The sequence below is a fragment of the Methylomonas koyamae genome (assembly GCF_019669905.1).
GTDB classification, from domain to species: domain Bacteria; phylum Pseudomonadota; class Gammaproteobacteria; order Methylococcales; family Methylomonadaceae; genus Methylomonas; species Methylomonas koyamae.
In genome coordinates this window covers 928,655-949,863 of sequence record NZ_AP019777.1, presented here as the reverse complement: position 1 = coordinate 949,863, position 21,209 = coordinate 928,655, and the positions used below count along the sequence as shown (strand labels likewise).

Here is a 21,209-nt window from a genome sequence, read left to right as displayed (position 1 = left end):
CTTACCAAACCTCTGCCGGGACTTGCAAAGCCTCGACCGGCGCACCGCCCAACAAATGCTGGTCGATGATGGTTTTGACATCGTCTTTGGTGACTTTGCCGTACATGACCCCTTCCGGGTAAACCAGCACGCTCGGGCCGAGCGTGCACGGCCCCATGCAACCGGTATTGGTCAAACCGATTTTCTCGAACAGATTCCGGGCCTGAATTTGGTTCATGAACTCGTTCATCACGTCGGCACAACCGCTGGCCGAGCAGGACCCGCGCGGATGGCCTTGCGGACGGGCTTGAGTACAGACGAATACGTGTTTTTCGGGGCGTGGCATGATAGCTTTCCTTTTTTAAGATGAAAAATTGGTGTCGCTATCGCGACGGATATTTTAAAGTCGGGTCTCGTCCCGACGGCCGAGATACTTTCGCTACGAAAACCATCCATGGTTTTCGCCCTTCGGGCCAGCCTACCGGCTGTTCAAATTCGTTCCAGACGAATTTGTGCGTCGCCAAAAGAAAGTATCCAAAGAAAAGGCGCCCCGGATGCCGCTTATTCCCTGCGCTCCGAAGCTTTTGAACGGGGTTGCCGAAAGGGGCTTCCTGCCCCTTCGGCAACGCGATGCATCCCTGCATCGCCCCTACGGGCTGATCCGTTCAAAAGCTCCGGTGCTCGGCGCGCCATACGGGACAAAAACCATCAGCCGCTAAGCTGCCCAACCAAAAAATCAAAATGTAGGATGTGCTGAACGCAGTGAAGCGCATCGGTCGCGAACGCTGCGCCGCCTATAGTCGGCAGCATCCCATGCTTCGTTCAATCCTGCGTAGTAGACAAATCCCCCTATGCCGCGCCGAGCACCGTAGCGTTTATCGAGAACAGCCCGAAGGGGTGCGGCAAGGATGCCGCACGTCGGCGGAGGGGCTGGGAAGCCCCTTCTGCCGACCCTCGATAAACGCTGCGGCGCGCAGGATCAAAGCGGCATCGGGGTGTCGTTTCTTTTGGATACTTTTCTTTGGACAAGCAAAGAAAAGTATCGCGGTTGTCGGTCCGCGAACCGACATACAAAACAACCGTCGCGACAGCGACACATCTCCCTCACCGCGTGGGCACAAAAACCGTGCCCACCCTACGCTCAAATCAAGCAATCAAGCCGCAGCCTTATGCTGATGCGTAAAACAATCCTTCGGACAAACCTTGGAACAGGCCTCGCAACCGATGCAGTCGGCTGCGTTTTTCAGGCTCATCACCATACTGTTGTCGTCGTCCTCGAAATCTTCGTAATCGTCGTCGGCCGCGTCGGCCAGCGCCTCGTCTTTTTCGACCAAATCGAACACGTCGCGCGGGCAAACCTTGAAGCAACGGCCGCAGCCGATGCAGGCGCGCTGGTTAATGTCGGTCACGTAGGACGGCGTCCAGACGCTGCCGCCGAAGGTTACGCCGGTTACAAATTCGCTCATCGCTCCTCCTAGGCTGAAGTGGTGCTGGCCGCCAAGAATTTCTTGTTGGCTTCGTCCCAGGCCTTGCAGGCGTCATAGGTAGCTTGCGCCACCCCCATCAGTTCGCCGTAAGCATCCGGCAACCGGTCTTCGATCAGGTCGTGCAGCACCGACGCCGCCTCGTTGGCCAGGCGTTTGGTTTTCTTCACTTCTTTTTCCAAGGCTTTAATGTCTTCGTCGCTCATATTTCACCTCAAGCTTCGGCCACTTCTTTAAATTGCTCAATCAAGCTCACGGCCTTTTCCAGAATCTTTTCGGTCTTCTCGTTCAATTCTTCCAAACTGCCGAAACCGAAGCGATGCACGTCGCGCAGCACTTTATCGACCGCAATCAATTTGCCGACCAGCACCAGCGCCCGGCCGAAACCTTCGTGGGTGATATTGATAACCGGCACCGCCATCAAACCGGTGCGTTTTTCCGCCAGCGAAGCAATGGCGTTGTAGTACGCCTTGACCCGGGCCAGCGTGATTTCGTCAGGGTCGCCGACGATAGGAATCTCGCGTTTACGTTCCTTGGTCATAATCAAAGGGTCGATGATTTTTTCCTCGGACCAGCCTTCGTAGGTATCGTAGGTATCCATCGCCCGAAGCTGCTTCAGCATTTCGACGACGATGTCCGAAGTCATCAAGGGATCGCCGGCTTCGACGACAAGTGCGGGTTGGGACATGGTGGTTCTCCTATTTCAAGTATCAAATCGATTAAACGGCTTCTGCTATCGCCAAGCCCTTTCCCGTATGCCGCGCCGAGCACCGTTGCGTTTCTCGAGAACCGCCCGCAGGGGCGCCGCATGGACGCGGCGCGGCGGCGGAGGGGCTGGGAAGCCCCTTCTGCCGACCCTCGATAAACGCAACGGAGCGCAGGGAAAAAGCGGCATCCGGGTGTCTTTTCTTTTGGATACTTTTCTTTGGACAAGCAAAGAAAAGTATCTCGGCTGTCGGGCCGAGACCCGACGTCTAACTAATCCGTCGCGATAGCGACACAAAACCTGTTTTCGGTGTGGGCACAAAAACTGTGCCCACCCTACGCCTCAAACCTTCCGGTGCTCGGCGCGGCATACGGGACTAAAACCCTCCCGAATTCTCGACACCCACTGCACTATTTATTGATCCGGCCTTTAGGTATTTGGACCGTTAGTGCCGAGCTTGTCGAAGCACAAGCACGCTCTGGACATGCTCAATACCCAAACTACATATAAGCAAACGGGTATTGCTCTATTCATCCCACCCCTCATCCTCCATCGCATTGAACCGATCCGGACTCGGCCCTTTATGCTGGTTGATGGCTTTGGCCAGCCAGGTCGAGGGGCCGACTTTCATTTCGTGCTGCAAGTCGCCGATCAAATCCTTGATCGTGGCGCCTTCCTGGACCTTGATCGGCTGGATGCCCTGAGCGACGATCTGTTTGATCGCCGAGGCGCCTATGGCCTGGCAGTAGACTGCGGCGCAACCTTCCAACAACTGGATCTTCACCGACAATTTGTCCTCGTTGCCGTCTTGCGCCAGTTCGCCGAACTGGGCGGCTTCCAGCATTTCCGACTGTTCCGGGTCGACGGCATAGACCGCGAACGATTTGGCGGAACCGAAATGCTGGTTGACGTGCACCATGTCGGTGGTGGCGAAAGCGACTTTTATCGCGGTTTCCATAGGCATCCTCTGGTCTGGGGCATGCAAGACCTGCATGCGGCGAGCTAATGACATGACGGCGAACAAGCTTGGCGTTCGGATTCCGGCTTCTGCGCGTACGGCGAAAAGTAAGGCTCGATTTCTTCGTGGGCGAAATTGATGACCAGATTGGCCAGATCGAACAGGGTTTGGCGGCTGCCGCGGTAACCGATCCAGGTTTTCTGGTAGCCGCCGATGATGTCGTATAACGGAAAGCCGACCCGCAGAATCGGAATGCCCAAACGCTCGGCGCTGGCGACCGCATGCGAGTTGCCGATCAGCAGTTGCGCCTTGTGTTCGCGGGCCAGGTTTTCCAAATCTTCGAGGTCGCCGATCTTGACGCTGGCGACCGGCGTCGTTGCCAGTACCGGCGCATTAGCGGCGGCCACGGCGGCAACCACCTCGGCGCCCATGCCGGTGACCAGATGCGCCAACGCGTTGAGTTGATCGGGATCGCCGGCTAGCGCTACCCGCAATTGGCCGAGCATGAAATGGGTATCCAGCATCGCATCCTGCAATTGCGCGCGTTGGCGTTCGATCTTGCCCGGCACCGGCATTTCGCTGATGTCGGCCAGCGCGCAAATCAAGGCATCGTTGGCTTGCAAACCGTACAGATGGTCGAAGAAATGGCTGGGCACGCCGGTTTTTTCCTGCAACAGTTCGCCGGCTTTGCGCAGCGACGCGCCGACTACCAGCGTGGCGCGGGCCTCGCCCAGCGTCTTCAGTTCCGACACCGGGGTACCGCCTATCGTCACCGGCGAAAAATCGTCGTCGGTCAAACTGCCGTCCAGCGAATCGGAGATGTCCGGCACCAGCACCGGCCGCAAATTGAATTGCTCGATCAGATCGCGCAAGGCCTCCAAATCGCCCGGCGTCAGCATCGGGCTGGCCAGCACGTTGACCTGGCGCAGGCGGTTACCGGGCTTGGTGCCGGCCTGCTCGGCATCCGGTACCAGACTGCGCACGATTTCGGTCAGCGTCGCCGCATAGCCGGTTTCGACGCAGCCGGTAAAATCCGGCGTGTTAACGACCACAACCGCAACATGGTCGTATTCGGGATATTTGGCGCGGAACTCGCGTAAGTTGCGCTGCACGTCGCAGCCCTGGGTTTCGGCCAGGCCGGTGGTCAATACCGCAATCAAGGCCGGATTGGATTTCTCGGCGATGATTTTGATGCCCTCGATCACGTTCTCGTCGGCGCCGAGTACCGAACTGGCCTGATCCATCGCAGTGGTTTGCAACGGAATCGGTTCGCGGAAGTGGCGCACGAAAAACACTTTGGCAAACGCTGTGCAGCCTTGCGAGCCATGCAGCATCGGGATCGCCCTATCGAAACCCAGGCAGGCCAACGAGCCGCCGGTGGGTTGGCTAGCTTTTAACGGGCTTACCGACAGGGCTTTATTGCGTTTCAGGATTTCGGCCATGGCGAAGTACTCGGCTAAGCAGCGACGGATTCGGACGCTGTAGGGTACGCTTCGCGTACCTCAGCCAATTCGGTACGCGATGCATACCCTACGGATTTCGAGGCCCGCCACGGCGCCGGCGCCCGAACCGCTTCCCAGACCGGGCTTTCCAGCGTCAAAGCCAATTGGCGGACCAGTTCCAGCATGCCTTGGTAGCCTTCGTAACCGAATTCGCGCTCCTGGTTGATGTCCAGAAACGGGATGCGCGCCTTCAACGCGGTATACATATTGCGGCCGCCGGCAATCAGAATGTCGGCTTTATAGTCGCGCACGACTTTTAACAACGCCTTCGGGCTGCCGTCTTCGATCATCAAGGTATCTTCGCCCATCAATTCCCGAATCCGGGCTTTGTCTTCTTCGGTCGATTTCTTGGTGCCGGTAGCGACGACGACCATGCCCAAATCCTGCAGCGCCGAAATTACCGACCAGCTTTTGACGCCGCCGGTAAACAGCAATACCCGTTTGCCTTTCAGGCGTTCGCGCCACGGCGCCAAGGCTGCGCGGATCCGATTCTCTTCGCGGGCGATGATGGCTTCGGTGCGGGCGGTCAAATCCGGATCGGCTATGATGCGGGCGAAATCGCGCAAGGCTTGGCTGGTGTCGGTAATGCCGTAGAAGCTGCCCTCGAACCAGGGAATTTGGTATTGCTGCTCCAGTTTGCGCGCTACGTTGATCATGGCTTTGGAGCAGACCATCATGTTGACTTCGGCCTTGTGCATGGTTTGCACTTCGCGGAAGCGAGCGTCGCCGGACAGGGTGCACAAGACGCGCAAGCCCATTTCGTCCAGCAGCGGCAACACGTGCCAGAACTCGCCGGCAATGTTGTATTCGCCGACCAAGTTGACGTCGTGGATTTTGATGCCGGTTTTTTCCGCTGCTATCGCTGCCGGCGGCAACGGATCGGGGTCGCGAGTCCCCACCACGTATTTGATCATCGCATCGGCGGCGATGCGGTTGCCCAGGTTTTTGGTGCCGTAAAAACCGGCCGCGTCTATCGGCACCACCGGCACGCCCCAACGCTCGGTGGCTTCTTTGCAGGTGGCGTTGATGTCGTCGCCGACCAGGGCCGGCACGCAGGTGTTGTAAATGAATACCGCCGGCGGGTTGAAGCTTTCCACGGCTTGCTTGATGGCATGGAACAGGCGTTTTTCCGAGCGGCCCATAACGATGTCCTGCTCGGTCAGGTCGGTGGTCATGCCGATCCGGTACAGGCCCGGCCCGGAGGAGCGGGTGCCACGGTTGTCCCAGGAGCTGCCGGCACAAGCGATCGGGCCGTGCACGATATGGGCGACGTCGGCAATCGGTAACAATGCGATTTGGGCGCCATCGAAGGCACAACCGCCGGCGGCCGAGCCGGGTTTGGGTTTGGCGCAGCCGGATTTTTCCTTCTTGTTATGCTCGCAAGCCGGTTCGTCCAGCATTTCGGCAATGTCTTTGGTCGATTTCATGGCACAACCCCAAGTTTTTTGTAAAACCTTTTGCAACCGGTGTGCCAACTACCAAATCCATATTTTTCAAAGGCTTGTCTGGATTTTTTTTGTAGCAAACCCGACAATCGGCAAACGCGACCGGACAAAGTGGCGTCCGCTTTCGCCGGGCTTATACTTGCGCCCATCGCCTAACCATCCTGCACGCTGCCGATGAGACCGAACCGCAAACCGCACCGCTATAACCAAGGCCAAACCCTGTCGCCGTGGCGGGAGGCGTTGAACCAAATCATTTTCGGCTCGGAAACCGCTGCCGGCCGGACTTTCGACATTCTGTTGATCGTCGCCATCCTGCTCAGCATCGGCGTGGTGATGCTGGACAGCGTGGCGCATATCCAACAGCGTTACGCGAACGTGCTGTTTCGGGCGGAGTGGGCGTTCACAGCTTTGTTCACGCTGGAATACCTGCTGCGGTTGGTCTGCGTGCGCCGACCCTGGCTGTATATCCGCAGCTTTTTCGGCATCATCGACTTGCTGTCGATTCTGCCGGCTTATCTGGGCTTGCTGCTGCCGGGCACCGGCTACATGCTAACGCTGCGGATATTGCGGCTGTTGCGGATTTTCCGGATTCTGAAGCTCTCCCAATATCTGGACGAAGCCAATGTCCTGACCGTCGCCTTGGCCAATAGCTTTCGTAAAATCACGGTATTTCTGTATGCGGTGTTGACGCTGGTCGTGGTTTTCGGCGCGCTGATGTATGTGGTGGAAGGCCCGCAAGCCGGCTTTACCAGTATTCCGAAAGCGGTGTATTGGGCCATCGTCACGATCACCACCGTCGGTTACGGCGACATTGCCCCGAAGACGGCTTTGGGGCAGTTGATCGCGTCCACCATCATGATCATGGGTTACGGCATCATCGCCGTGCCGACCGGCATCTACAGCGCCGAATTGATCAACAGCCACAACAACCGCGGCCTGGACAATCGAGCCTGCGCCAACTGCGGTGCGGTCGGACACGATTTCGACGCGGCGCATTGCAAGTACTGCGGCGAGCGGATCGGCGCTTGATCGTCAACGCTGAACCCGGTCGTCGCGCTCGCGCATCAGCCAGTAGACGCAGCCCAACGCCAACAACGCGCCGGATAAGGCGGCAATGTCGGCTGCCACCAAGTGCTTGGTATCGAGCACGATGAATTTGCGGCTGATCGCCAGGATCGCGATCAGAATCACCGTTTTGACCTGAATGATGCTGTCGCGGCGAGCGACGACGCGCAAGATCGAGTGCTTGAATTCCATAGCGATCAGCAAGGTCATGATCATGCCGAACAAGGCCTGGAACACGCCGGGGTCGGTGGGGTCGGCGGCTTCGAGCAAGGTCGCCAATACTTTGAGCGCCAAACGGTACAACGCGCTGACGATCACCAGCGAAATCAGCGCCACCAGCACCAGTGCCACGCACTGCTCGAATTTTTCGTAAAACGACAGCAGTTTCCATTCTTCGTGCGGCCAGGCCGCCGGCCGGGACGACCTGGCATCGGTGCCGTCCGGCGGACGCTGGCTACGCCCGCCGGTAGCGGATTCAACGATTCCGGTAGCCATCGGCCGCGGATCAAGCGATCGGCAAGGTGGCTTGGGCTGGGGCCGGGTTAAGTACCTGGCCGACGTTGTCGATTTCGATGCGGCGCGGTTTCATCGCCTCCGGCACGCGTTTTACCAGACTTACGGTCAGCAAACCGTCACGGTAGTGGGCGCCGCAGACTTCGGTATGTTCGGCCAGATTGAAACGGCGTTCGAAATTGCGGCTGACAATGCCTTGGTGCAGAAAGCGGCGCTTGCCGGCGTCTTGCGGTTTCTCGCCTTTGACGGTCAGTACGTTGTTTTCGGTTTCTATCAGCAACTGCTCCGGACTGAACCCAGGCACCGCCAAACTGATGGTAAATTGGTTGTCGCCGACCGCTTCGATATCGAAGGCCGGATAATCGTGATTGGGCCGATCGCTTTGCAAAATGCCGTCCAACATCGCGGCCCATGGCGCCAAACCCAGGTTGGGACGGTAAATCGGCGTATATTCGACTCTCATGGCATTTTCTCCCCAATTCAAGATATGCATTTGAAAACACTGGTTTTTACCGAGCCGTCCGGCCCGGACACCGAGAATTTAGGGGCTATGAGAGAAACTTCAAGAGGGTTGGCGCCGAATTTTTTTCGGGCGGAAAACGGCAAAAAGACCTAACCGCCAAACCCGCGGCGGTTAGGCTAGAGGGAACAAACTAAAACGCGCAGCCGGGTTTTACGCCGAGCTTTTTCAGGATAATCGCCAACGGGCAAAAGCCGGTAAACGAGGCTTGCAATAAATTGGCGCCGACGAAGGCGGTAAACCACAACCAATTTGGCGAATGCCAATGCGCCAATGCCAGGCTGGCCAGAATAAACGAGCCGGCAAACGCCATCACCATCCGATCGATAGACATAAGCACCTCCTATTTCAGGCGCACGACGCCCATGAATTTCAGCATCATCCGTTCGTAGAACGGCTCGCTGATACCTTTTCTGACTTTGCGCATGAAGTATTTTTCGAACGCGATTTTGGCCAGATGCACCCATTTGCCGTGTTGCGACCAGGTGGTATTGCGCGGCGGTATCTGCGGCACCGCCAAGAATGCCACGCCGGTATCGCCCAGATCTGCCAGACACAGCGCACTCAAGCTCGGCTTGTCGGACGGTTGCTTGCCGGCCAGTTCGTCGCGGATGTTGTGGGCGGTCGCGGTCACCATCGATTCGATCATGTAACCGGTTTTCGGGGTACCGACCGGTACCGGGGTTTTTTCCACCGGCGGCAAGGCCACGCAGACGCCGACCGAATAAATGTTTTTATAGGTCGGATTGCGCTGGTGTTCGTCGACGATGACGAAGCCGCGCGGATTGGTCAGGCCTTCCGCACCGCTGTTACGCACCGCATCGACGCCGGTAAAGGCCGGCAGCATCATCGAATGTTTGAACGGCAGCTCGTGCTTCTTCTTTTCGTTGCCGTCGTCGTCGACTTCGGTGATATACATCATGCCGGCTTCAATCTTGTCGACCTTGGCATTGGTGATCCATTTGATGGTCTTGTCGCGCAACGCGCTTTCCAGCAAGCCTTTGGTGTCGCCGACGCCGCCCAGGCCCAGATGGCCGATATAAGGTTCGGAAGTGACGAAAGTCATCGGTACCTTGTCGCGGATTTTACGTTTCCGCAATTCGGTTTCGATGATCATCATGTATTCGTAGGCCGGACCGAAGCAGGAAGCGCCTTGCACCGCACCGATCACGATCGGACCGGGATCGGCCATGAAGCGGTCCCAGTCTTCGGCTGCCAACGCAGCGTGGTCGACGTGGCAAACCGAAGACGTGTGGCCGCCGTGGGGGCCCAGGCCCGGTACTTCGTCGAAAGCCAAACGCGGTCCGGTAGCGATGACCAGATAGTCGTATTCCACGGCACTGCCGTCGGCCAGATCGACTTTGTTATTGGCCGGATCGACCTTGGTGGCGGCCTTTTGGATGAAGGTGATGCCTTTTTTCGCCATCACCGGCGCCAGTTCGATTTTCAAATCTTCCGGTTTGCGCCATTTCGGCGGTACCCAAGGATTGGACGGCACGAAATGGAAAGTCGGCGAATCGGAAATCACCACCACTTCGTGCTCCTTGCCAACCGTTTCCTTCATTTCGTACGCCATCGGTACGCCACCGATGCCTGCACCCAACACTACGATTCTTGCCATGACATTCTCCTCGCTGATATTCAGATAAACACGAAATTGCGGTTTATTTATCGAATTATTGTAGTTGTACGCCGCAAAACCATGTGGCCAAAGAATATTAGAATTCTCTAACATAATCAACCGAAATATTCCTGCGGCTTCAGCAAGCCGTTGAGACTGGGTACAATGGCCGCCGACCCCGTTGATAAGGATAGCCACCATGACCGACTCGAACGATCCGGAAAAATTTTGGCGCGAAAAACTGACGCCGGAGCAATACCGCGTTTGCCGCGAAAAAGGCACCGAACCGCCGTTCACCGGCAAATACACCGATTGCGAGGAAGCCGGCATCTACCGCTGCGTCTGTTGCGGCGAGGCCTTGTTCGATTCCGAACACAAATTCCATTCCGGCTGCGGCTGGCCCAGCTTTTGGAACCCGTTGCACGCCGAGAGCCTGGACGAACATCTCGATACCAGCCACGGCATGCGCCGCACCGAAGTGACCTGCCATTCCTGCGGCGCCCATCTCGGCCACGTGTTCGAAGACGGCCCGCTACCGACCGGATTGCGCTATTGCATCAATTCGGTAGCGTTAACCCTGGACAAGAAAACATGAGCGCCCACCGGCAAGTACAGGATTTACTCGACTTCATCGATGCCAGCCCCAGCCCGTGGCATGCGGTAGCCAGCATCGAACAACGTCTACAGGCGTTTCAGTTCCAGCGCCTGCACGAGGGCGACGCCTGGACCCTGGCCGCCGACGGCCGCTACTACGTGATCCGCGACGATTCGTCGATTGCGGCTTTCGTGCTGGGCCGAACGGACCTGGCGGCCAAGGGTTTCAAATTGCTCGGCGCCCACACCGACTCGCCCGGATTGCGGGTCAAACCGCAGCCGGTATTGGAATCGGACAAAATTCAACGCTTAGCAGTCGAAATCTACGGCGGGCCGATTCTGGCAACCTTCACCGACCGCGACCTAAGTTTGGCCGGCCGCGTCGCGTTCAGCCAAGCGGACGGCAGCGTCGGCAGCCGGTTACTCCGCTTCGACCAAGCCCTGCTGCGTTTGCCCAATCTGGCAATTCACATGAACCGCGGCGTCAACGAAGACGGCCTGAAATTGCAAAAGCAAACCGAACTGGCCTTGATAATGGCCAGCGCCGCCGAACAATTGCCCGCCGACTATTTTCGCCAGTTGCTGGCCGCTACCGCCGGCATCGAGGCCGACAGCCTGTTGAGTTGGGAATTGAACGTTTACGACACCCAAAAAGGCGCATTCTGGGGCAACGACGGCTTGTTCTACGCCGACAGCCAATTGGATAACCTGGCGTCCTGCCACGCCGGCTTAAGCGCGATGCTGGATAACGCGGTACTGAACAGCGGCAACACGCTGGTCTGCGCCTTTTTCGACCACGAAGAAATCGGCAGCGAAAGCTGCAAAGGCGCGGCCGGCAGCTTTTTGCCGGACGTGCTGGAACGCATCGCCGCCTGCTGCTGCGACCGAGCCGACGGTTATCGCCGAGCCTTGGCCCACAGCTTTATGGTTAGTGCCGATATGGCGCATGGCTACCAGCCCGGCTTTCCCGGCGCTTACGAACCCGGCCACAAAGTGATCGTCAACCAGGGCCCGGCCATCAAGATTAACGTTAACCACCGCTATGCCTCGGAATGCCTGTCCGAGGCGGAATTCATCCGCTTTTGCCGAGACGCCGACGTGCCCTACCAGAAGTACGCTCACCGCGGCGACCTGCCCTGCGGCAGCACGATAGGCCCGATCGCGTCGGCCAAACTGGGCGTACGCAGCGTGGATGTCGGTTCGCCGATGTGGGCCATGCACAGCCTCCGCGAAAGCGCCGGCGTTTTGGACCACGGTTATATGATCCGGGCGCTGCGGGCTTTTTTCTGCAGCCAGTGATTTTTCAACTATTCTTGCCTGATGATTTTTTCCGGCAGGCAATAACTTGGTTTCCGTTTTTTCTTTTGCTGAGGCACGGCCACTGCGGCGCATTTGCGTCGCCTTCGGCTGGACAGTCTTATGCTGGTGCAGCCTCCCCAAAGCCCAGGCCGAAGACAACGAATTGGAATACAAGGTCAAAGCGGCTTACCTATACAATTTCACCAAATTCATTACCTGGCCGGCCAAAACCAGCCCAACCTTCAATATTTGCATTATCGGCAACGACCCGTTCGGCCACTTGCTCGATCCGCTGGAAACTAAAACCGTCCAAGACAAGCCGATCAAACTGATCCGCTACGATTCGGCCAAGCAGGCCCGCGATTGCGACATCGCCTACTTCGACAATCCGGACCAGCGCCCCGAGCAAGCCATGGCCGGCGTGTTGACGGTGGGCTCGTTGAAAACCGCCCTGACCGTCAGCAGCCAACCGTTTTTTGCCGAATCCGGCGGCATGATCGGCTTCGTACTGGACGACGCTAAAGTCAAATTGCACATCAATCTGAAGGCGTTGAAAAAAAACGGCCTCAGCGTCAGCGCCAAACTGATCGAAGTCGCCACGCTGGTCGAAGGGGGCGAAGTTGAGTAAATTCTTCGCCCGGCTGTCGATCAAGTCCAAGTTGTTCACCATAGCAATTACGTCCAGCTTGTTTTCGATGCTGCTGGCTTTACTGATACTGGTCACGATCAATATCAGTGACGTCAAGCGCAAGGCGCAGGACGACCTGCTCGCGGTCGCCGGCCTGATCGCCAACCGCAGTATCGCGGCCGTGATGTTCGACGATTCCAATCTGGCTAAGGAAAACCTGGCATCGTTGGCCAATCTGCCCGATCTGCGCAGCGCCTGCGTTTACGACAAACAGGGCGGCTTGTTTACTGCGCTGGACAAACCGACGGCCGCTTGCCCGGACAGCCTGCAAGGCCTGCGCACCCACTTCGACCAATTGTCGTTATACGTTTACCAACCGATGCTGGTGGACGACGAGATCATCGGCGCGGTGTATTTGTGCTCCGATTTGAGCACCGCGTTCTGGCGGGAATTGAAATTCGTCGGCGTGGTGCTGCTGGTGCTGTTCGTCGCGCTGTTCATTACCTTTCTGCTGACGGCGCCGCTGCTGAACCGGGTCGCCAAACCGATCGCCCAATTGGCGCACACGGCGCAAAAAGTCAGCCGCGGCCACGATTATTCGTTGCGCGCCGAGAAACATAGCAGCGACGAAATGGGCATCCTGGTCGATGCCTTCAACGACATGCTCGACACGGTAGAAACCCAGAACAAAGCGCTGGTCAGCGTCAAGAACAACTACCAGGCGCTCTACGACAACAACCCGACCATGGTGTTCAACCTGGACATGGACGGGCAGATTATCTCGGTAAACCGCTTCGGCGCCCGCCAATTGGGGCTGGGCGTCGAAGAATTGCAGGGTTGTTCGATCTTCAACTTCGCCCATCCGGAGGACATCGGCAATTGCAACCAATTTCTGCAAATTTGCCGCAACCATCCGGAACAGGTGCACAAGCTGGAAAGCCGCATCGTCTGCCGCAACGGCAATACGATTTGGGTCAGGGAAACCGCGCGCCTGGTCAAGGACGAAAACAATTTGCCGCATTTGCTGCTGGTCTGCGAAGACATCACCGAAACCCGCCGGCTGTCGGAAAAAATCGCCTACCAGGCCAGCCACGACGAATTGACCGGACTGGTCAACCGCCGCCAATTCGATATCCATATCCAGAACCTGGTGTTGCAGGCGCAAACCGACGACAGCAGCCACGTGTTGTGTTACCTGGACCTGGATCAATTCAAGATCGTCAACGATACCTGCGGCCATTTGGCCGGCGACGAACTGCTACGGCAACTCGGCGAGGTGTTGCGGCAACAGGTCCGAAAAATGGATATTTTGGCGCGGCTGGGCGGCGACGAGTTCGGCATCCTGATGTCCTATTGCTCGCTGGAGCAGGCCGTGGTCACCGGCGAAAAATTGCGCAATGCGATTTGCGACTTCCAGTTCGCCTGGGAAAGCCGCAGTTTCAGCATCGGCGTCAGCATCGGCGTGGCGCCGATCAACCGCTCCAGCGGCAACGCGGTCGACGTGCTGAAAGAGGCCGACGCCGCCTGCTATGCCGCGAAAGAGAAGGGCCGCAACCGGGTGCACGTATTCAGCCCGGACGACGAGGAATTGACCTTGCGCCAGGGCGAAATGCAGTGGGTGGAAAAAATTCGGCTGGGCATCGAACAAAACCGCTTCCAGTTGTTCGGCCAGTTGATCGTGCCGCTGACCCATAACCACGAGGCCTTGCATTTCGAGACCCTGATCCGCTACCGCGACGACCAGGGCAAAATCATACCGCCCGGCGCGTTTTTACCGGCCGCGGAACGCTACAACATGGCGCCGCCGCTGGACCGCTGGGTCATCGCCACGCTATTCGAGTATTTGGCTACCACGCCCGATTTGCTGCGTCGCCTGGAAATGTGTTCGGTCAATCTGTCGGGCCTGTCGCTGTCGGACCAATCCATGCTGAGTTTCATCGGCGAACAATTCCAGAAATGGCGGATCCCGACCGAGAAAATCTGCTTCGAGGTCACCGAGACCGCGGCGATCAGCAACCTGTCTTACGCCCGCCAGTTCATGGAGTCGCTGCGCGGAAAGGGGTGTTCGTTTTCGCTGGACGATTTCGGCAGCGGCTTATCCTCGTTCGCTTATTTGAAAAACCTGCCGGTCGATTATCTGAAAATCGACGGCTTGTTCGTCAAAGACATCCTAGAAGACCGGGTGGATCTGACGATGGTGAAGTCGATCAACGAAGTCGCCCACGTGATGGGCAAGAAAACAATTGCCGAATTTGTCGAAAACAAGTCTATCTTTGATTTACTGCAAACCCTGGGCGTCAATTACGCGCAAGGTTACGGCATCGCCAAGCCGGTGCCTTTACGGGAACTATGAGATTACTTATGCCGGGAGCTTTGAAGAAACGACTGTTCCAACCGGGTTTATGGCTGACGCTGATCGGCCAAGCGGCGCACGCAGAGCAAAGCATGAACGAATTGCTGGATATGTCGCCGGCGGAGCTGGCCAATATCTCGGTTGCAATCGCCTCCGGCACCGCCAAACCCATCGCCCAATCCGCAGCCGTCACCAGCGTCATCACCGCCGAGCAAATCGCGGCAATGGGCGCCACCGAATTGCACGAGGTGCTGGAAACCGTGCCCGGCATGCACGTCACGATCCAGCCGGTAACCAACGATTACAGTTATACGATGCGCGGCATCCGCAACGAAACCAATTCCGAAGTGTTGTTGATGATCAACGGCACCCGCTTTTCGGTACCTTACCAGGGCACGCACATGGCCGGCATGATTATGCCGGTGGAAAACATCCAGCGCGTCGAAGTAATTCGCGGGCCGGGGTCCGCGCTGTACGGCGCCGACGCCTTTGCCGGCGTGATCAACATCGTCACCAAGAAAGCGGCCGATATCGACGGGCTTAACGTCGGCGCGCGCGGCGGCAATGCCGATACCAAAAGCGCCTGGGGCCAATACGGCGGCAAATGGCAAGGCTGGGACGTAGCCGGCAGTCTGCAATACAGCCACAACGGCGCCGATCCCGACCGGATCATCAAGGCCGACGCGCAAAGCCAGATCGACCAACTGTTGGCGACGCGCGCGTCGCTGGCGCCGGGGCCGATGCAAACTCAAAACGAACGCTGGAACGGCCATCTGAATCTGCAACGCAAACATTGGGACTTGGGATTCTGGGCTTTTAACGAATCGGACTACAGCTTTAGGTCGGGCGCTTTCGGCGCTTTGGACAACCGCGGCAAAGGCAACGGCAGCAATTATCTGGCCGACATCCGTTATTCGACGGAGGACGATTTGCAGGATTGGGAATTGCAAGCCCACGCCAGCTTCTTGCATACCGACGTTGCGGCCGACATTTACGGCTTTCCGCCGGGATCGATACTGCCACTGGACGCCAGCGGCAACGTCACCGGCCAACCGGGATTGATCAATGCCTTCGTGCCGTTTCCAAACGGTTTACGTTTCGTCGCCGGCTTCAAAAACACAGTACCCAGTTTCGAACTGACCAGTATTTACAAAGGGTTCTCCAACCATATCATCAGGATGATCACCGGCTTCCGTTACGAGGAACTCAACACCCGGGAAGCCCGTAACTACGGGGCCGGCATCGCCAATCTCGGCGGCCCGCTGCAAAATCTGACCGACACGCCCTTCACGTTCCTGGACGACCACCACCGCGACATCTGGTCGGCGGCATTTCAAGACGAATGGCAATTCGCCCCGGATTGGCATTTGACGACCGGCTTGCGTTTCGACCACTATTCCGACTTCGGCAGCACACTAAACCCGCGGGCGGCACTGGTTTGGGACGTCAACGAACATTTCACCGGCAAATTGCTTTACGGCCAAGCTTACCGCGCTCCGAGCTTTTTGGAGCAATACCAACAAAACAGCACGCTATTTCTGGGCAATCCGAGTTTGAGTCCGGAAACCATCGCCACCACCGAGCTGGCCTTCGACTACCATCCGAGCAAAACGCTCAGAACCGCGTTGAATTTATACCATTACGAAATTCACGATCTGATCAGCGGTCCGATTGCCTCGTCCACAACCCTGACGGAACAGAACACGCCCGGTCAGGACGGTTACGGCAGCGAGTTCGAATGGGATTGGAAGTTTCTGCCGGATTGGAATTTGCGCGGCAATTATGCCTGGCAATTTGCCCGCAACGAAGCGACCCACACCCGGGTCAGCAATGTTCCCGAACACCATGTATATTCGGCCCTGGCCTGGAATTTCCTGCCCAAATGGCAAATCCAAACCCAGATCAACTGGATCGGCCACCGGCTGAGCAGTCCCGGCGACAGCAGACAATTAAAAGATTACGAAACGGTAGACCTGACGCTGAACGCGAAAAAATTGATGGGTTATCTGGATTTGACGGCTTCTGCCCGCAATTTGCTGGATGCTCGCGGTACGGAACCGGCCACGGCTAGCTATCCTTACAATCTGCCGATCAGCGGCCAGATGTTTTACTTCGAAGTGGGTTTACACTACTGATCTACAAGGCATCCTGGCCGGCATAGTTTTTATGGATGGCATCCAATAGGCTGGCGACCAGTTTACGGCTCAACCAAGCTTCCCCAGCCGCCACGGCCCGAATCATGCGATTGATATAAACCGCCAGCGAACCGCTGTTTTGGTAGCCCTTGGCGCCGGCCATTATGCAATTGACCACTTGCTCGGTCGCCAGATCGTCGCCGATGATAACGATATTGCTGGCCGGACTGGCGTTCAGTAGCAAGCCGGTGTATTCGGCGGTGTCCGCGCCGCGCAGCGCATAATTCAACAAAATCAACCCGGGCTTATCCTGTTCCGCGGCATTCAGCGCCCTTATCTCGTCGATATAGAACGCCACCTCGGCTTCGGCCATCAGCAGCAACGGCTCGATTTGCCCGGCATTGTCGATTACATGTATTTTCATGGCGATTAGTACTAACGTTGTGCCGATTTAGGCGCCCAAATTGTCACTGAACCGGTTGAGCCCAGATTCGCAACGGGCCAGGCTTCTTTTTACTCGTTATCGGTCGAGGCTATCGACATGAAGCCGTGCATTCCGCGCTTCGACTCGGCCGCCAACCAATCTTTTAAGTATTGCAGTTCTTCGGTAGATTGCAATTCGTCGAGGCTTTTTTTATTCCGCAGCAATCTGAATGCAGCGGAAAGCACTTTGTATCGGTCGCCGACGATGCCGGCCCGTCTCAGGCCGACGATATTCAACCGGTAATGCTTGGCCGGCCGGCCGCCGATCAATGTAAACGGAATTACGTCCATATTGATACCGGTCGTACCCTGCACAATGGCATACGCTCCGATCCGGCAAAACTGGTGGACCACCACCGCGCCGCCCATGAATACGTTAGCGCCAACCTCGACGTGGCCGCCGATCGCGACATTGTTGGCGAAAATAGTTTTATCGCCAATCCGGCAATCGTGAGCGACATGGCTGTTGTTCATGAAGTAACAGCCCGAACCGATGATAGTGGCAGCACCGGCTTTGGTAGCCCTGTGGGCGGTGAAACCTTCCCGAAACACGTTGCCGTCGCCGATTTCCAACCAGGATTCGGTTTCGGCACGGAAACCGGTATCCTGCGGCAATCCGCCCAGCACCGAGTGGGGATGCAGAATATTATCGGCTCCCATTTTCACCTGGCCGTGGACTACGGCGTGCGCGCCGATTCGGCTGCCGGCGCCGATTCGGGCGCCGGCTTCGACTACAGCAAACGGTCCAACGCAGACATTTTCGGCTAAAATCGCGCCGCTTTCGACGTAAGCCGTTGGATGGATCGAATTGCTCATGTTTAACCTCTGGGGTGGTGTTGGCGATGAAGTTCTTTTAAACGCTGCTGGGCGATATGCGTGTAAATCTGCGTCGTCGACAGATCGGAATGGCCCAGCAACAACTGCACCACGCGCAGGTCGGCACCGTGGTTTAACAAGTGCGTCGCAAACGCATGGCGCAAGGTATGCGGCGACAAGTGCTTGTCGATCCCGGCCTGCTTGGCATAGCGTTTGATGATATGCCAAAAAGCCTGGCGTGTCATGGCGCCGCCGCGTGCGGTGACGAATAAATAATCGGATTGCCGACCGGCCAGCAATGCCTGTCTGGCGCCACTAATGTAACGTTCGACCCATTCGATCGCTTCTTCGCCGACCGGGACCAAACGTTCCTTATCGCCTTTGCCGATGACCCGCAAACACCCTTGGCGAAAATTGACCTGCGAAAAACTCAAACCGACCAATTCTGAGACGCGCAGTCCAGTCGCATATAAGATCTCCAGCATGGCTCGATCCCGAAACCCCAGCGTACTAGTGATTTCCGGAGCTAGAAGCAACGCTTCGACATCGCTCTCGGACAGCGAACCGGGCAAATATCGGCCTAATTGCGGCGCGTCTATTAATTGAGTGGGATCGGCGGCGATTTTTGCCTCTCGCAGCAAATAGCCATAAAACCGCTTCAAGCAGGATAATTTGCGCGCCGCGGAGCGGCTCGAAATGCCGGCTCGGCGCTGGCTGGCCAGAAAGCCGCGGACATCGGTATCGTCTGCCGCCGGCAGTTCCTTATGCTTCAGCCACACGGCAAATTGTTTCAAGTCGCTGCCGTAGGCCGCCAGCGTGTTATCGCTCAAACCGAACTCCAACCACAGCGCATTCAAGAAAGCCTCTATGGCTTGGGCCGAATTCACGATTTCGTGCGGCACAAACGACTCTCGTAATCGAGCAACCGGCTTTTTAACGCTACGAATTCGCCATCGGCTTGGCCCATGAAGCCGCCGATACCGTTACTGGCGACGACGCGGTGGCAAGGAATAATGCCGGCATAGGGGTTGCGCCGGCAACCCGCAGCAACGGCGCGAGGCGCGGAGTCCAAGCGTTTTGCCAATTCGGCATAGGTTAACGTCACGCCGACCGGTATTGTCGACAGAGCATTCCAGACCCTGTTGCTGAATTTGCTGCCCTGGGTTAACAGTTCGAGCTGTAAATGACTGTTATCCGGATCCAGTAGATACTGCCGAACCTGCAGCGCCAAATCGGGCAGGGTCTTTTCTGCGGCATGGGCCTCGATTTGCCACGAGGCGTCGATGATGACCGAACCGCGCAAGGTTAACGCCAATTCGACACCGAACACCGGCACGCCTACGGTGTGCGGTTCCGCGTCCGCTGTTGGCTGCCAAACAATATGCAAGGTCATGGATTACTCGAAATTAGCGGAAAAAAAAAGGCGGCCAGAAGCCGCCTTTTTGCAACCGACCCGATTGCTGCCAATCGGATAGCAACGGCTTAAGAAAGTCTTTCTTTAATCCGTGCGGCTTTACCGGCCAGATCGCGCAGATAATACAGCTTGGCGCGGCGCACATCGCCGCGGCGTTTAACTTCGATACTGCCGACCGCAGGGCTGTGGGTCTGAAATACGCGCTCGACGCCGACGCCGTGGGAAATTTTTCTAACGGTAAATGCTGAATTCAAACCGCGATTGCGCTTGGCGATAACGATGCCTTCGAAAGCCTGCAACCGTTCGCGGCTACCTTCGGTCACTCTGACTTGAACAACCACGGTATCGCCCGGACCGAATTCAGGCACATCTTTTTTCAGCTGTTCCGCTTCCAATTCTTCGATAATTTTACTCATAACCACACCCTATTAAACAACTTCGTTTCTAAATTCTTTCAGCAAAGCGTCCTGCTCTGCGGTTAATTCCAGTTTTTCCAGCAAATCGGGCCGGCGTAACCAAGTTCTGCCCAAGGCTTGCTTCATGCGCCAACGCCGGATTGCCGCATGGTTGCCGCCCAACAATACCTCGGGGACATCGCCAAGCTCGCCACGTTCCGGCCGCGTGTAATGCGGACAATCCAACAATCCGTCGGAGTGAGAATCTTGTTTGGCCGACTCTTCGTCGCCCAACACGCCCGGTATCAACCGGCTAATCCCGTCTATCACAATCAACGCCGCGAGTTCTCCGCCGCTGATCACGTAATCGCCCAGCGACCACTCGTCGTCGCAAACGCTTCCGATAAACCGTTCGTCGACCCCCTCGTATCGCCCGGCAACCAGAATCAAGCGCCGGTTAGCGCTGGCGTCCTGCAATAGGGCCTGGGTAACCAAACGCCCTTGCGGACTCAAATAGACGACTTTGGCGGCATCAGCAGGCCGGCTCAGCTTCGCATCGTTGACGGCGTCCAACAAAGGCTGGTATTTCATGACCATGCCGGGCCCGCCGCCGTATGGCCTGTCATCGACTGTTTTATGCCGGTCGTGCGCGTAATTGCGCGGATTCCAAACCGATAACCCGACCAAACCTTTTTCTATCGCCTTACCGGTTACACCATAGCCGGCGGCTCCGGAAACCATGTCCGGGAAAAGGCTGACCACATCGAAGTGCATATCCGCCTAAAAATCCGGATCCCAATCGACGACAATCAAACCGGCAGCCAAGTCGATATTGACAATCGTGCTGGGTTGCACAAACGGTATTAACCGCTCGGTCTCGCCGTCGACGACCACTAATACATCGTTGGCCCCAGTCTCAAGCAAATGATCGACTATGCCGAGCCTGTAACCGGTTTGGTTTTCTACTGCAAGCCCTATTAAATCGGCCCAATAGAACTCACCAGCCTCAGGCTTCGGCAATTGCTGCTTGCGAATCAGGATTTCAGCCCCCATCCACGCGGCGGCGGCATCTCTGTCGTCGATATTTTCGAGCTGGGCAACAATCAGGTTACCCTGACGGCGACCGCCAACGACTTTCAACTCATGGCGTTGGCCGTTTTTTTGTAACAACCAAGGCGAATATTTCAGGATATTTTCGCGGGGTTCGGTAAAAGAAAAAATTTTTACCCACCCCTTTACACCAAAAACGCCGGATACTTGTCCGACGTTCAGATACTCCCCTGACTGCAAAACTACGTG

Annotated in this window: 24 protein-coding genes; 6 read left to right on the top strand and 18 right to left on the bottom strand. The window is 56.9% G+C overall.

What is annotated here, in order from left to right; all coding sequences use genetic code 11:
- Window position 1: 1 nt before the first annotated feature.
- From MKFW12EY_RS04620 to nifE, 7 genes are all read right to left on the bottom strand, one after another.
- Window positions 2–325: a (2Fe-2S) ferredoxin domain-containing protein gene (locus tag MKFW12EY_RS04620; protein WP_054759424.1), complete on the bottom strand. Its 324-nt coding sequence runs from the start codon at window positions 323–325 to the stop codon at window positions 2–4.
- 808 nt (window positions 326–1,133) lie between these two features.
- A complete protein-coding gene (gene fdxB / locus MKFW12EY_RS04615; protein WP_064020730.1) occupies window positions 1,134–1,445 on the bottom strand; it encodes a ferredoxin III, nif-specific in 312 nt (103 codons plus the stop codon).
- Window positions 1,446–1,453: 8 nt separating this feature from the next.
- Window positions 1,454–1,669, bottom strand: a complete 216-nt coding sequence (locus MKFW12EY_RS04610; RefSeq protein ID WP_054759422.1) for a CCE_0567 family metalloprotein — start codon at window positions 1,667–1,669, stop codon at window positions 1,454–1,456.
- An 8-nt stretch (window positions 1,670–1,677) separates the two neighbouring features.
- Window positions 1,678–2,151, bottom strand: a complete 474-nt coding sequence (locus MKFW12EY_RS04605) for a NifX-associated nitrogen fixation protein (RefSeq protein WP_054759420.1) — start codon at window positions 2,149–2,151, stop codon at window positions 1,678–1,680.
- Between the two features lie 544 nt (window positions 2,152–2,695).
- A complete protein-coding gene (nifX, locus tag MKFW12EY_RS04600; protein ID WP_082409666.1) occupies window positions 2,696–3,127 on the bottom strand; it encodes a nitrogen fixation protein NifX in 432 nt (143 codons plus the stop codon).
- Between the two features lie 44 nt (window positions 3,128–3,171).
- Window positions 3,172–4,569 carry a nitrogenase iron-molybdenum cofactor biosynthesis protein NifN gene (nifN, locus tag MKFW12EY_RS04595; RefSeq protein WP_054759418.1) on the bottom strand — a complete coding sequence of 466 codons (1,398 nt, stop codon included), beginning with the start codon at window positions 4,567–4,569 and terminating at the stop codon, window positions 3,172–3,174.
- A 14-nt stretch (window positions 4,570–4,583) separates the two neighbouring features.
- Window positions 4,584–6,056 carry a nitrogenase iron-molybdenum cofactor biosynthesis protein NifE gene (gene nifE, locus MKFW12EY_RS04590; protein ID WP_221054080.1) on the bottom strand — a complete coding sequence of 491 codons (1,473 nt, stop codon included), beginning with the start codon at window positions 6,054–6,056 and terminating at the stop codon, window positions 4,584–4,586.
- A gap of 192 nt (window positions 6,057–6,248) precedes the next feature.
- On the opposite strand from nifE, the gene MKFW12EY_RS04585 reads away from it, so the two are divergent.
- Complete coding sequence (locus MKFW12EY_RS04585; RefSeq protein WP_054759416.1) at window positions 6,249–7,103, top strand: ion transporter; 855 nt, start codon at window positions 6,249–6,251, stop codon at window positions 7,101–7,103.
- A 3-nt stretch (window positions 7,104–7,106) separates the two neighbouring features.
- Here MKFW12EY_RS04585 and MKFW12EY_RS04580 read toward each other — a convergent pair whose 3' ends face one another.
- From MKFW12EY_RS04580 to MKFW12EY_RS04565, 4 genes are all read right to left on the bottom strand, one after another.
- Window positions 7,107–7,634 (bottom strand): phosphate-starvation-inducible PsiE family protein, encoded by a 528-nt coding sequence (locus MKFW12EY_RS04580; protein ID WP_082409665.1) that lies wholly within the window; start codon window positions 7,632–7,634, stop codon window positions 7,107–7,109.
- A 10-nt stretch (window positions 7,635–7,644) separates the two neighbouring features.
- Window positions 7,645–8,115 carry an Hsp20 family protein gene (locus MKFW12EY_RS04575; protein ID WP_054759439.1) on the bottom strand — a complete coding sequence of 157 codons (471 nt, stop codon included), beginning with the start codon at window positions 8,113–8,115 and terminating at the stop codon, window positions 7,645–7,647.
- Window positions 8,116–8,305: 190 nt separating this feature from the next.
- Complete coding sequence (locus tag MKFW12EY_RS04570) at window positions 8,306–8,506, bottom strand: YgaP family membrane protein (protein WP_054759414.1); 201 nt, start codon at window positions 8,504–8,506, stop codon at window positions 8,306–8,308.
- A gap of 9 nt (window positions 8,507–8,515) precedes the next feature.
- Window positions 8,516–9,793, bottom strand: coding sequence for an NAD(P)/FAD-dependent oxidoreductase (locus tag MKFW12EY_RS04565; protein ID WP_064039155.1), 1,278 nt, complete (start codon window positions 9,791–9,793; stop codon window positions 8,516–8,518).
- A gap of 199 nt (window positions 9,794–9,992) precedes the next feature.
- Here MKFW12EY_RS04565 and msrB point away from each other — a divergent pair, with 199 nt between their 5' ends.
- The 5 genes from msrB to MKFW12EY_RS04540 all read left to right on the top strand — a co-directional run bounded on the left by msrB (window position 9,993) and on the right by MKFW12EY_RS04540 (window position 16,802).
- Window positions 9,993–10,388, top strand: a complete 396-nt coding sequence (gene msrB, locus MKFW12EY_RS04560) for a peptide-methionine (R)-S-oxide reductase MsrB (RefSeq protein ID WP_054759412.1) — start codon at window positions 9,993–9,995, stop codon at window positions 10,386–10,388.
- Window positions 10,385–11,686 carry a M18 family aminopeptidase gene (locus tag MKFW12EY_RS04555; RefSeq protein ID WP_221054079.1) on the top strand — a complete coding sequence of 434 codons (1,302 nt, stop codon included), beginning with the start codon at window positions 10,385–10,387 and terminating at the stop codon, window positions 11,684–11,686. The genes msrB and MKFW12EY_RS04555 overlap by 4 nt, the downstream gene beginning before the upstream one ends.
- Window positions 11,687–11,849: 163 nt before the next feature.
- On the top strand, window positions 11,850–12,314 hold the full coding sequence (locus MKFW12EY_RS04550) for a YfiR family protein (RefSeq protein ID WP_054759411.1): 465 nt from the start codon (window positions 11,850–11,852) through the stop codon (window positions 12,312–12,314).
- A complete protein-coding gene (locus MKFW12EY_RS04545) occupies window positions 12,307–14,667 on the top strand; it encodes an EAL domain-containing protein (protein WP_054759408.1) in 2,361 nt (786 codons plus the stop codon). The genes MKFW12EY_RS04550 and MKFW12EY_RS04545 overlap by 8 nt, the downstream gene beginning before the upstream one ends.
- A gap of 8 nt (window positions 14,668–14,675) precedes the next feature.
- Window positions 14,676–16,802: a TonB-dependent receptor plug domain-containing protein gene (locus MKFW12EY_RS04540; RefSeq protein ID WP_054759406.1), complete on the top strand. Its 2,127-nt coding sequence runs from the start codon at window positions 14,676–14,678 to the stop codon at window positions 16,800–16,802.
- A 1-nt stretch (window position 16,803) separates the two neighbouring features.
- On the opposite strand, the gene MKFW12EY_RS04535 is transcribed toward MKFW12EY_RS04540, so the two are convergent.
- The 7 genes from MKFW12EY_RS04535 to rimM all read right to left on the bottom strand — a co-directional run bounded on the left by MKFW12EY_RS04535 (window position 16,804) and on the right by rimM (window position 21,200).
- A complete protein-coding gene (locus MKFW12EY_RS04535) occupies window positions 16,804–17,226 on the bottom strand; it encodes a transcriptional regulator (protein ID WP_064030266.1) in 423 nt (140 codons plus the stop codon).
- An 89-nt stretch (window positions 17,227–17,315) separates the two neighbouring features.
- Complete coding sequence (gene lpxA, locus MKFW12EY_RS04530) at window positions 17,316–18,101, bottom strand: acyl-ACP--UDP-N-acetylglucosamine O-acyltransferase (RefSeq protein WP_054759402.1); 786 nt, start codon at window positions 18,099–18,101, stop codon at window positions 17,316–17,318.
- A 2-nt stretch (window positions 18,102–18,103) separates the two neighbouring features.
- Window positions 18,104–18,988 (bottom strand): site-specific tyrosine recombinase XerD, encoded by an 885-nt coding sequence (gene xerD / locus MKFW12EY_RS04525; protein WP_054759437.1) that lies wholly within the window; start codon window positions 18,986–18,988, stop codon window positions 18,104–18,106.
- A complete protein-coding gene (locus MKFW12EY_RS04520) occupies window positions 18,985–19,494 on the bottom strand; it encodes a methylated-DNA--[protein]-cysteine S-methyltransferase (protein ID WP_054759401.1) in 510 nt (169 codons plus the stop codon). The genes xerD and MKFW12EY_RS04520 overlap by 4 nt, the downstream gene beginning before the upstream one ends.
- A gap of 89 nt (window positions 19,495–19,583) precedes the next feature.
- The gene (gene rplS, locus MKFW12EY_RS04515; protein ID WP_054759399.1) at window positions 19,584–19,931 is read right to left on the bottom strand and encodes a 50S ribosomal protein L19; all 348 of its coding nucleotides are present in this window, start codon (window positions 19,929–19,931) and stop codon (window positions 19,584–19,586) included.
- Window positions 19,932–19,943: 12 nt separating this feature from the next.
- On the bottom strand, window positions 19,944–20,684 hold the full coding sequence (trmD, locus tag MKFW12EY_RS04510) for a tRNA (guanosine(37)-N1)-methyltransferase TrmD (RefSeq protein WP_221054077.1): 741 nt from the start codon (window positions 20,682–20,684) through the stop codon (window positions 19,944–19,946).
- A 6-nt stretch (window positions 20,685–20,690) separates the two neighbouring features.
- Complete coding sequence (gene rimM, locus MKFW12EY_RS04505) at window positions 20,691–21,200, bottom strand: ribosome maturation factor RimM (RefSeq protein ID WP_054759397.1); 510 nt, start codon at window positions 21,198–21,200, stop codon at window positions 20,691–20,693.
- Window positions 21,201–21,209: the final 9 nt, after the last annotated feature.

Coding starts and splice junctions, on each gene's coding strand:
- nifE (WP_221054080.1), bottom strand. CDS start 6,056: ATGAAATCGACCAAAGACATTGCCGAAATGCTGGACGAACCGGCTTGC.
- lpxA (WP_054759402.1), bottom strand. CDS start 18,101: ATGAGCAATTCGATCCATCCAACGGCTTACGTCGAAAGCGGCGCGATT.
- MKFW12EY_RS04540 (WP_054759406.1), top strand. CDS start 14,676: ATGCCGGGAGCTTTGAAGAAACGACTGTTCCAACCGGGTTTATGGCTG.
- nifX (WP_082409666.1), bottom strand. CDS start 3,127: ATGGAAACCGCGATAAAAGTCGCTTTCGCCACCACCGACATGGTGCAC.
- msrB (WP_054759412.1), top strand. CDS start 9,993: ATGACCGACTCGAACGATCCGGAAAAATTTTGGCGCGAAAAACTGACG.
- MKFW12EY_RS04555 (WP_221054079.1), top strand. CDS start 10,385: ATGAGCGCCCACCGGCAAGTACAGGATTTACTCGACTTCATCGATGCC.
- MKFW12EY_RS04570 (WP_054759414.1), bottom strand. CDS start 8,506: ATGTCTATCGATCGGATGGTGATGGCGTTTGCCGGCTCGTTTATTCTG.
- MKFW12EY_RS04585 (WP_054759416.1), top strand. CDS start 6,249: ATGAGACCGAACCGCAAACCGCACCGCTATAACCAAGGCCAAACCCTG.
- nifN (WP_054759418.1), bottom strand. CDS start 4,569: ATGGCCGAAATCCTGAAACGCAATAAAGCCCTGTCGGTAAGCCCGTTA.
- MKFW12EY_RS04620 (WP_054759424.1), bottom strand. CDS start 325: ATGCCACGCCCCGAAAAACACGTATTCGTCTGTACTCAAGCCCGTCCG.
- trmD (WP_221054077.1), bottom strand. CDS start 20,684: ATGCACTTCGATGTGGTCAGCCTTTTCCCGGACATGGTTTCCGGAGCC.
- MKFW12EY_RS04575 (WP_054759439.1), bottom strand. CDS start 8,115: ATGAGAGTCGAATATACGCCGATTTACCGTCCCAACCTGGGTTTGGCG.
- fdxB (WP_064020730.1), bottom strand. CDS start 1,445: ATGAGCGAATTTGTAACCGGCGTAACCTTCGGCGGCAGCGTCTGGACG.
- MKFW12EY_RS04520 (WP_054759401.1), bottom strand. CDS start 19,494: ATGACCTTGCATATTGTTTGGCAGCCAACAGCGGACGCGGAACCGCAC.
- MKFW12EY_RS04535 (WP_064030266.1), bottom strand. CDS start 17,226: ATGAAAATACATGTAATCGACAATGCCGGGCAAATCGAGCCGTTGCTG.
- MKFW12EY_RS04610 (WP_054759422.1), bottom strand. CDS start 1,669: ATGAGCGACGAAGACATTAAAGCCTTGGAAAAAGAAGTGAAGAAAACC.
- MKFW12EY_RS04605 (WP_054759420.1), bottom strand. CDS start 2,151: ATGTCCCAACCCGCACTTGTCGTCGAAGCCGGCGATCCCTTGATGACT.
- MKFW12EY_RS04565 (WP_064039155.1), bottom strand. CDS start 9,793: ATGGCAAGAATCGTAGTGTTGGGTGCAGGCATCGGTGGCGTACCGATG.
- rplS (WP_054759399.1), bottom strand. CDS start 19,931: ATGAGTAAAATTATCGAAGAATTGGAAGCGGAACAGCTGAAAAAAGAT.
- MKFW12EY_RS04580 (WP_082409665.1), bottom strand. CDS start 7,634: ATGGCTACCGGAATCGTTGAATCCGCTACCGGCGGGCGTAGCCAGCGT.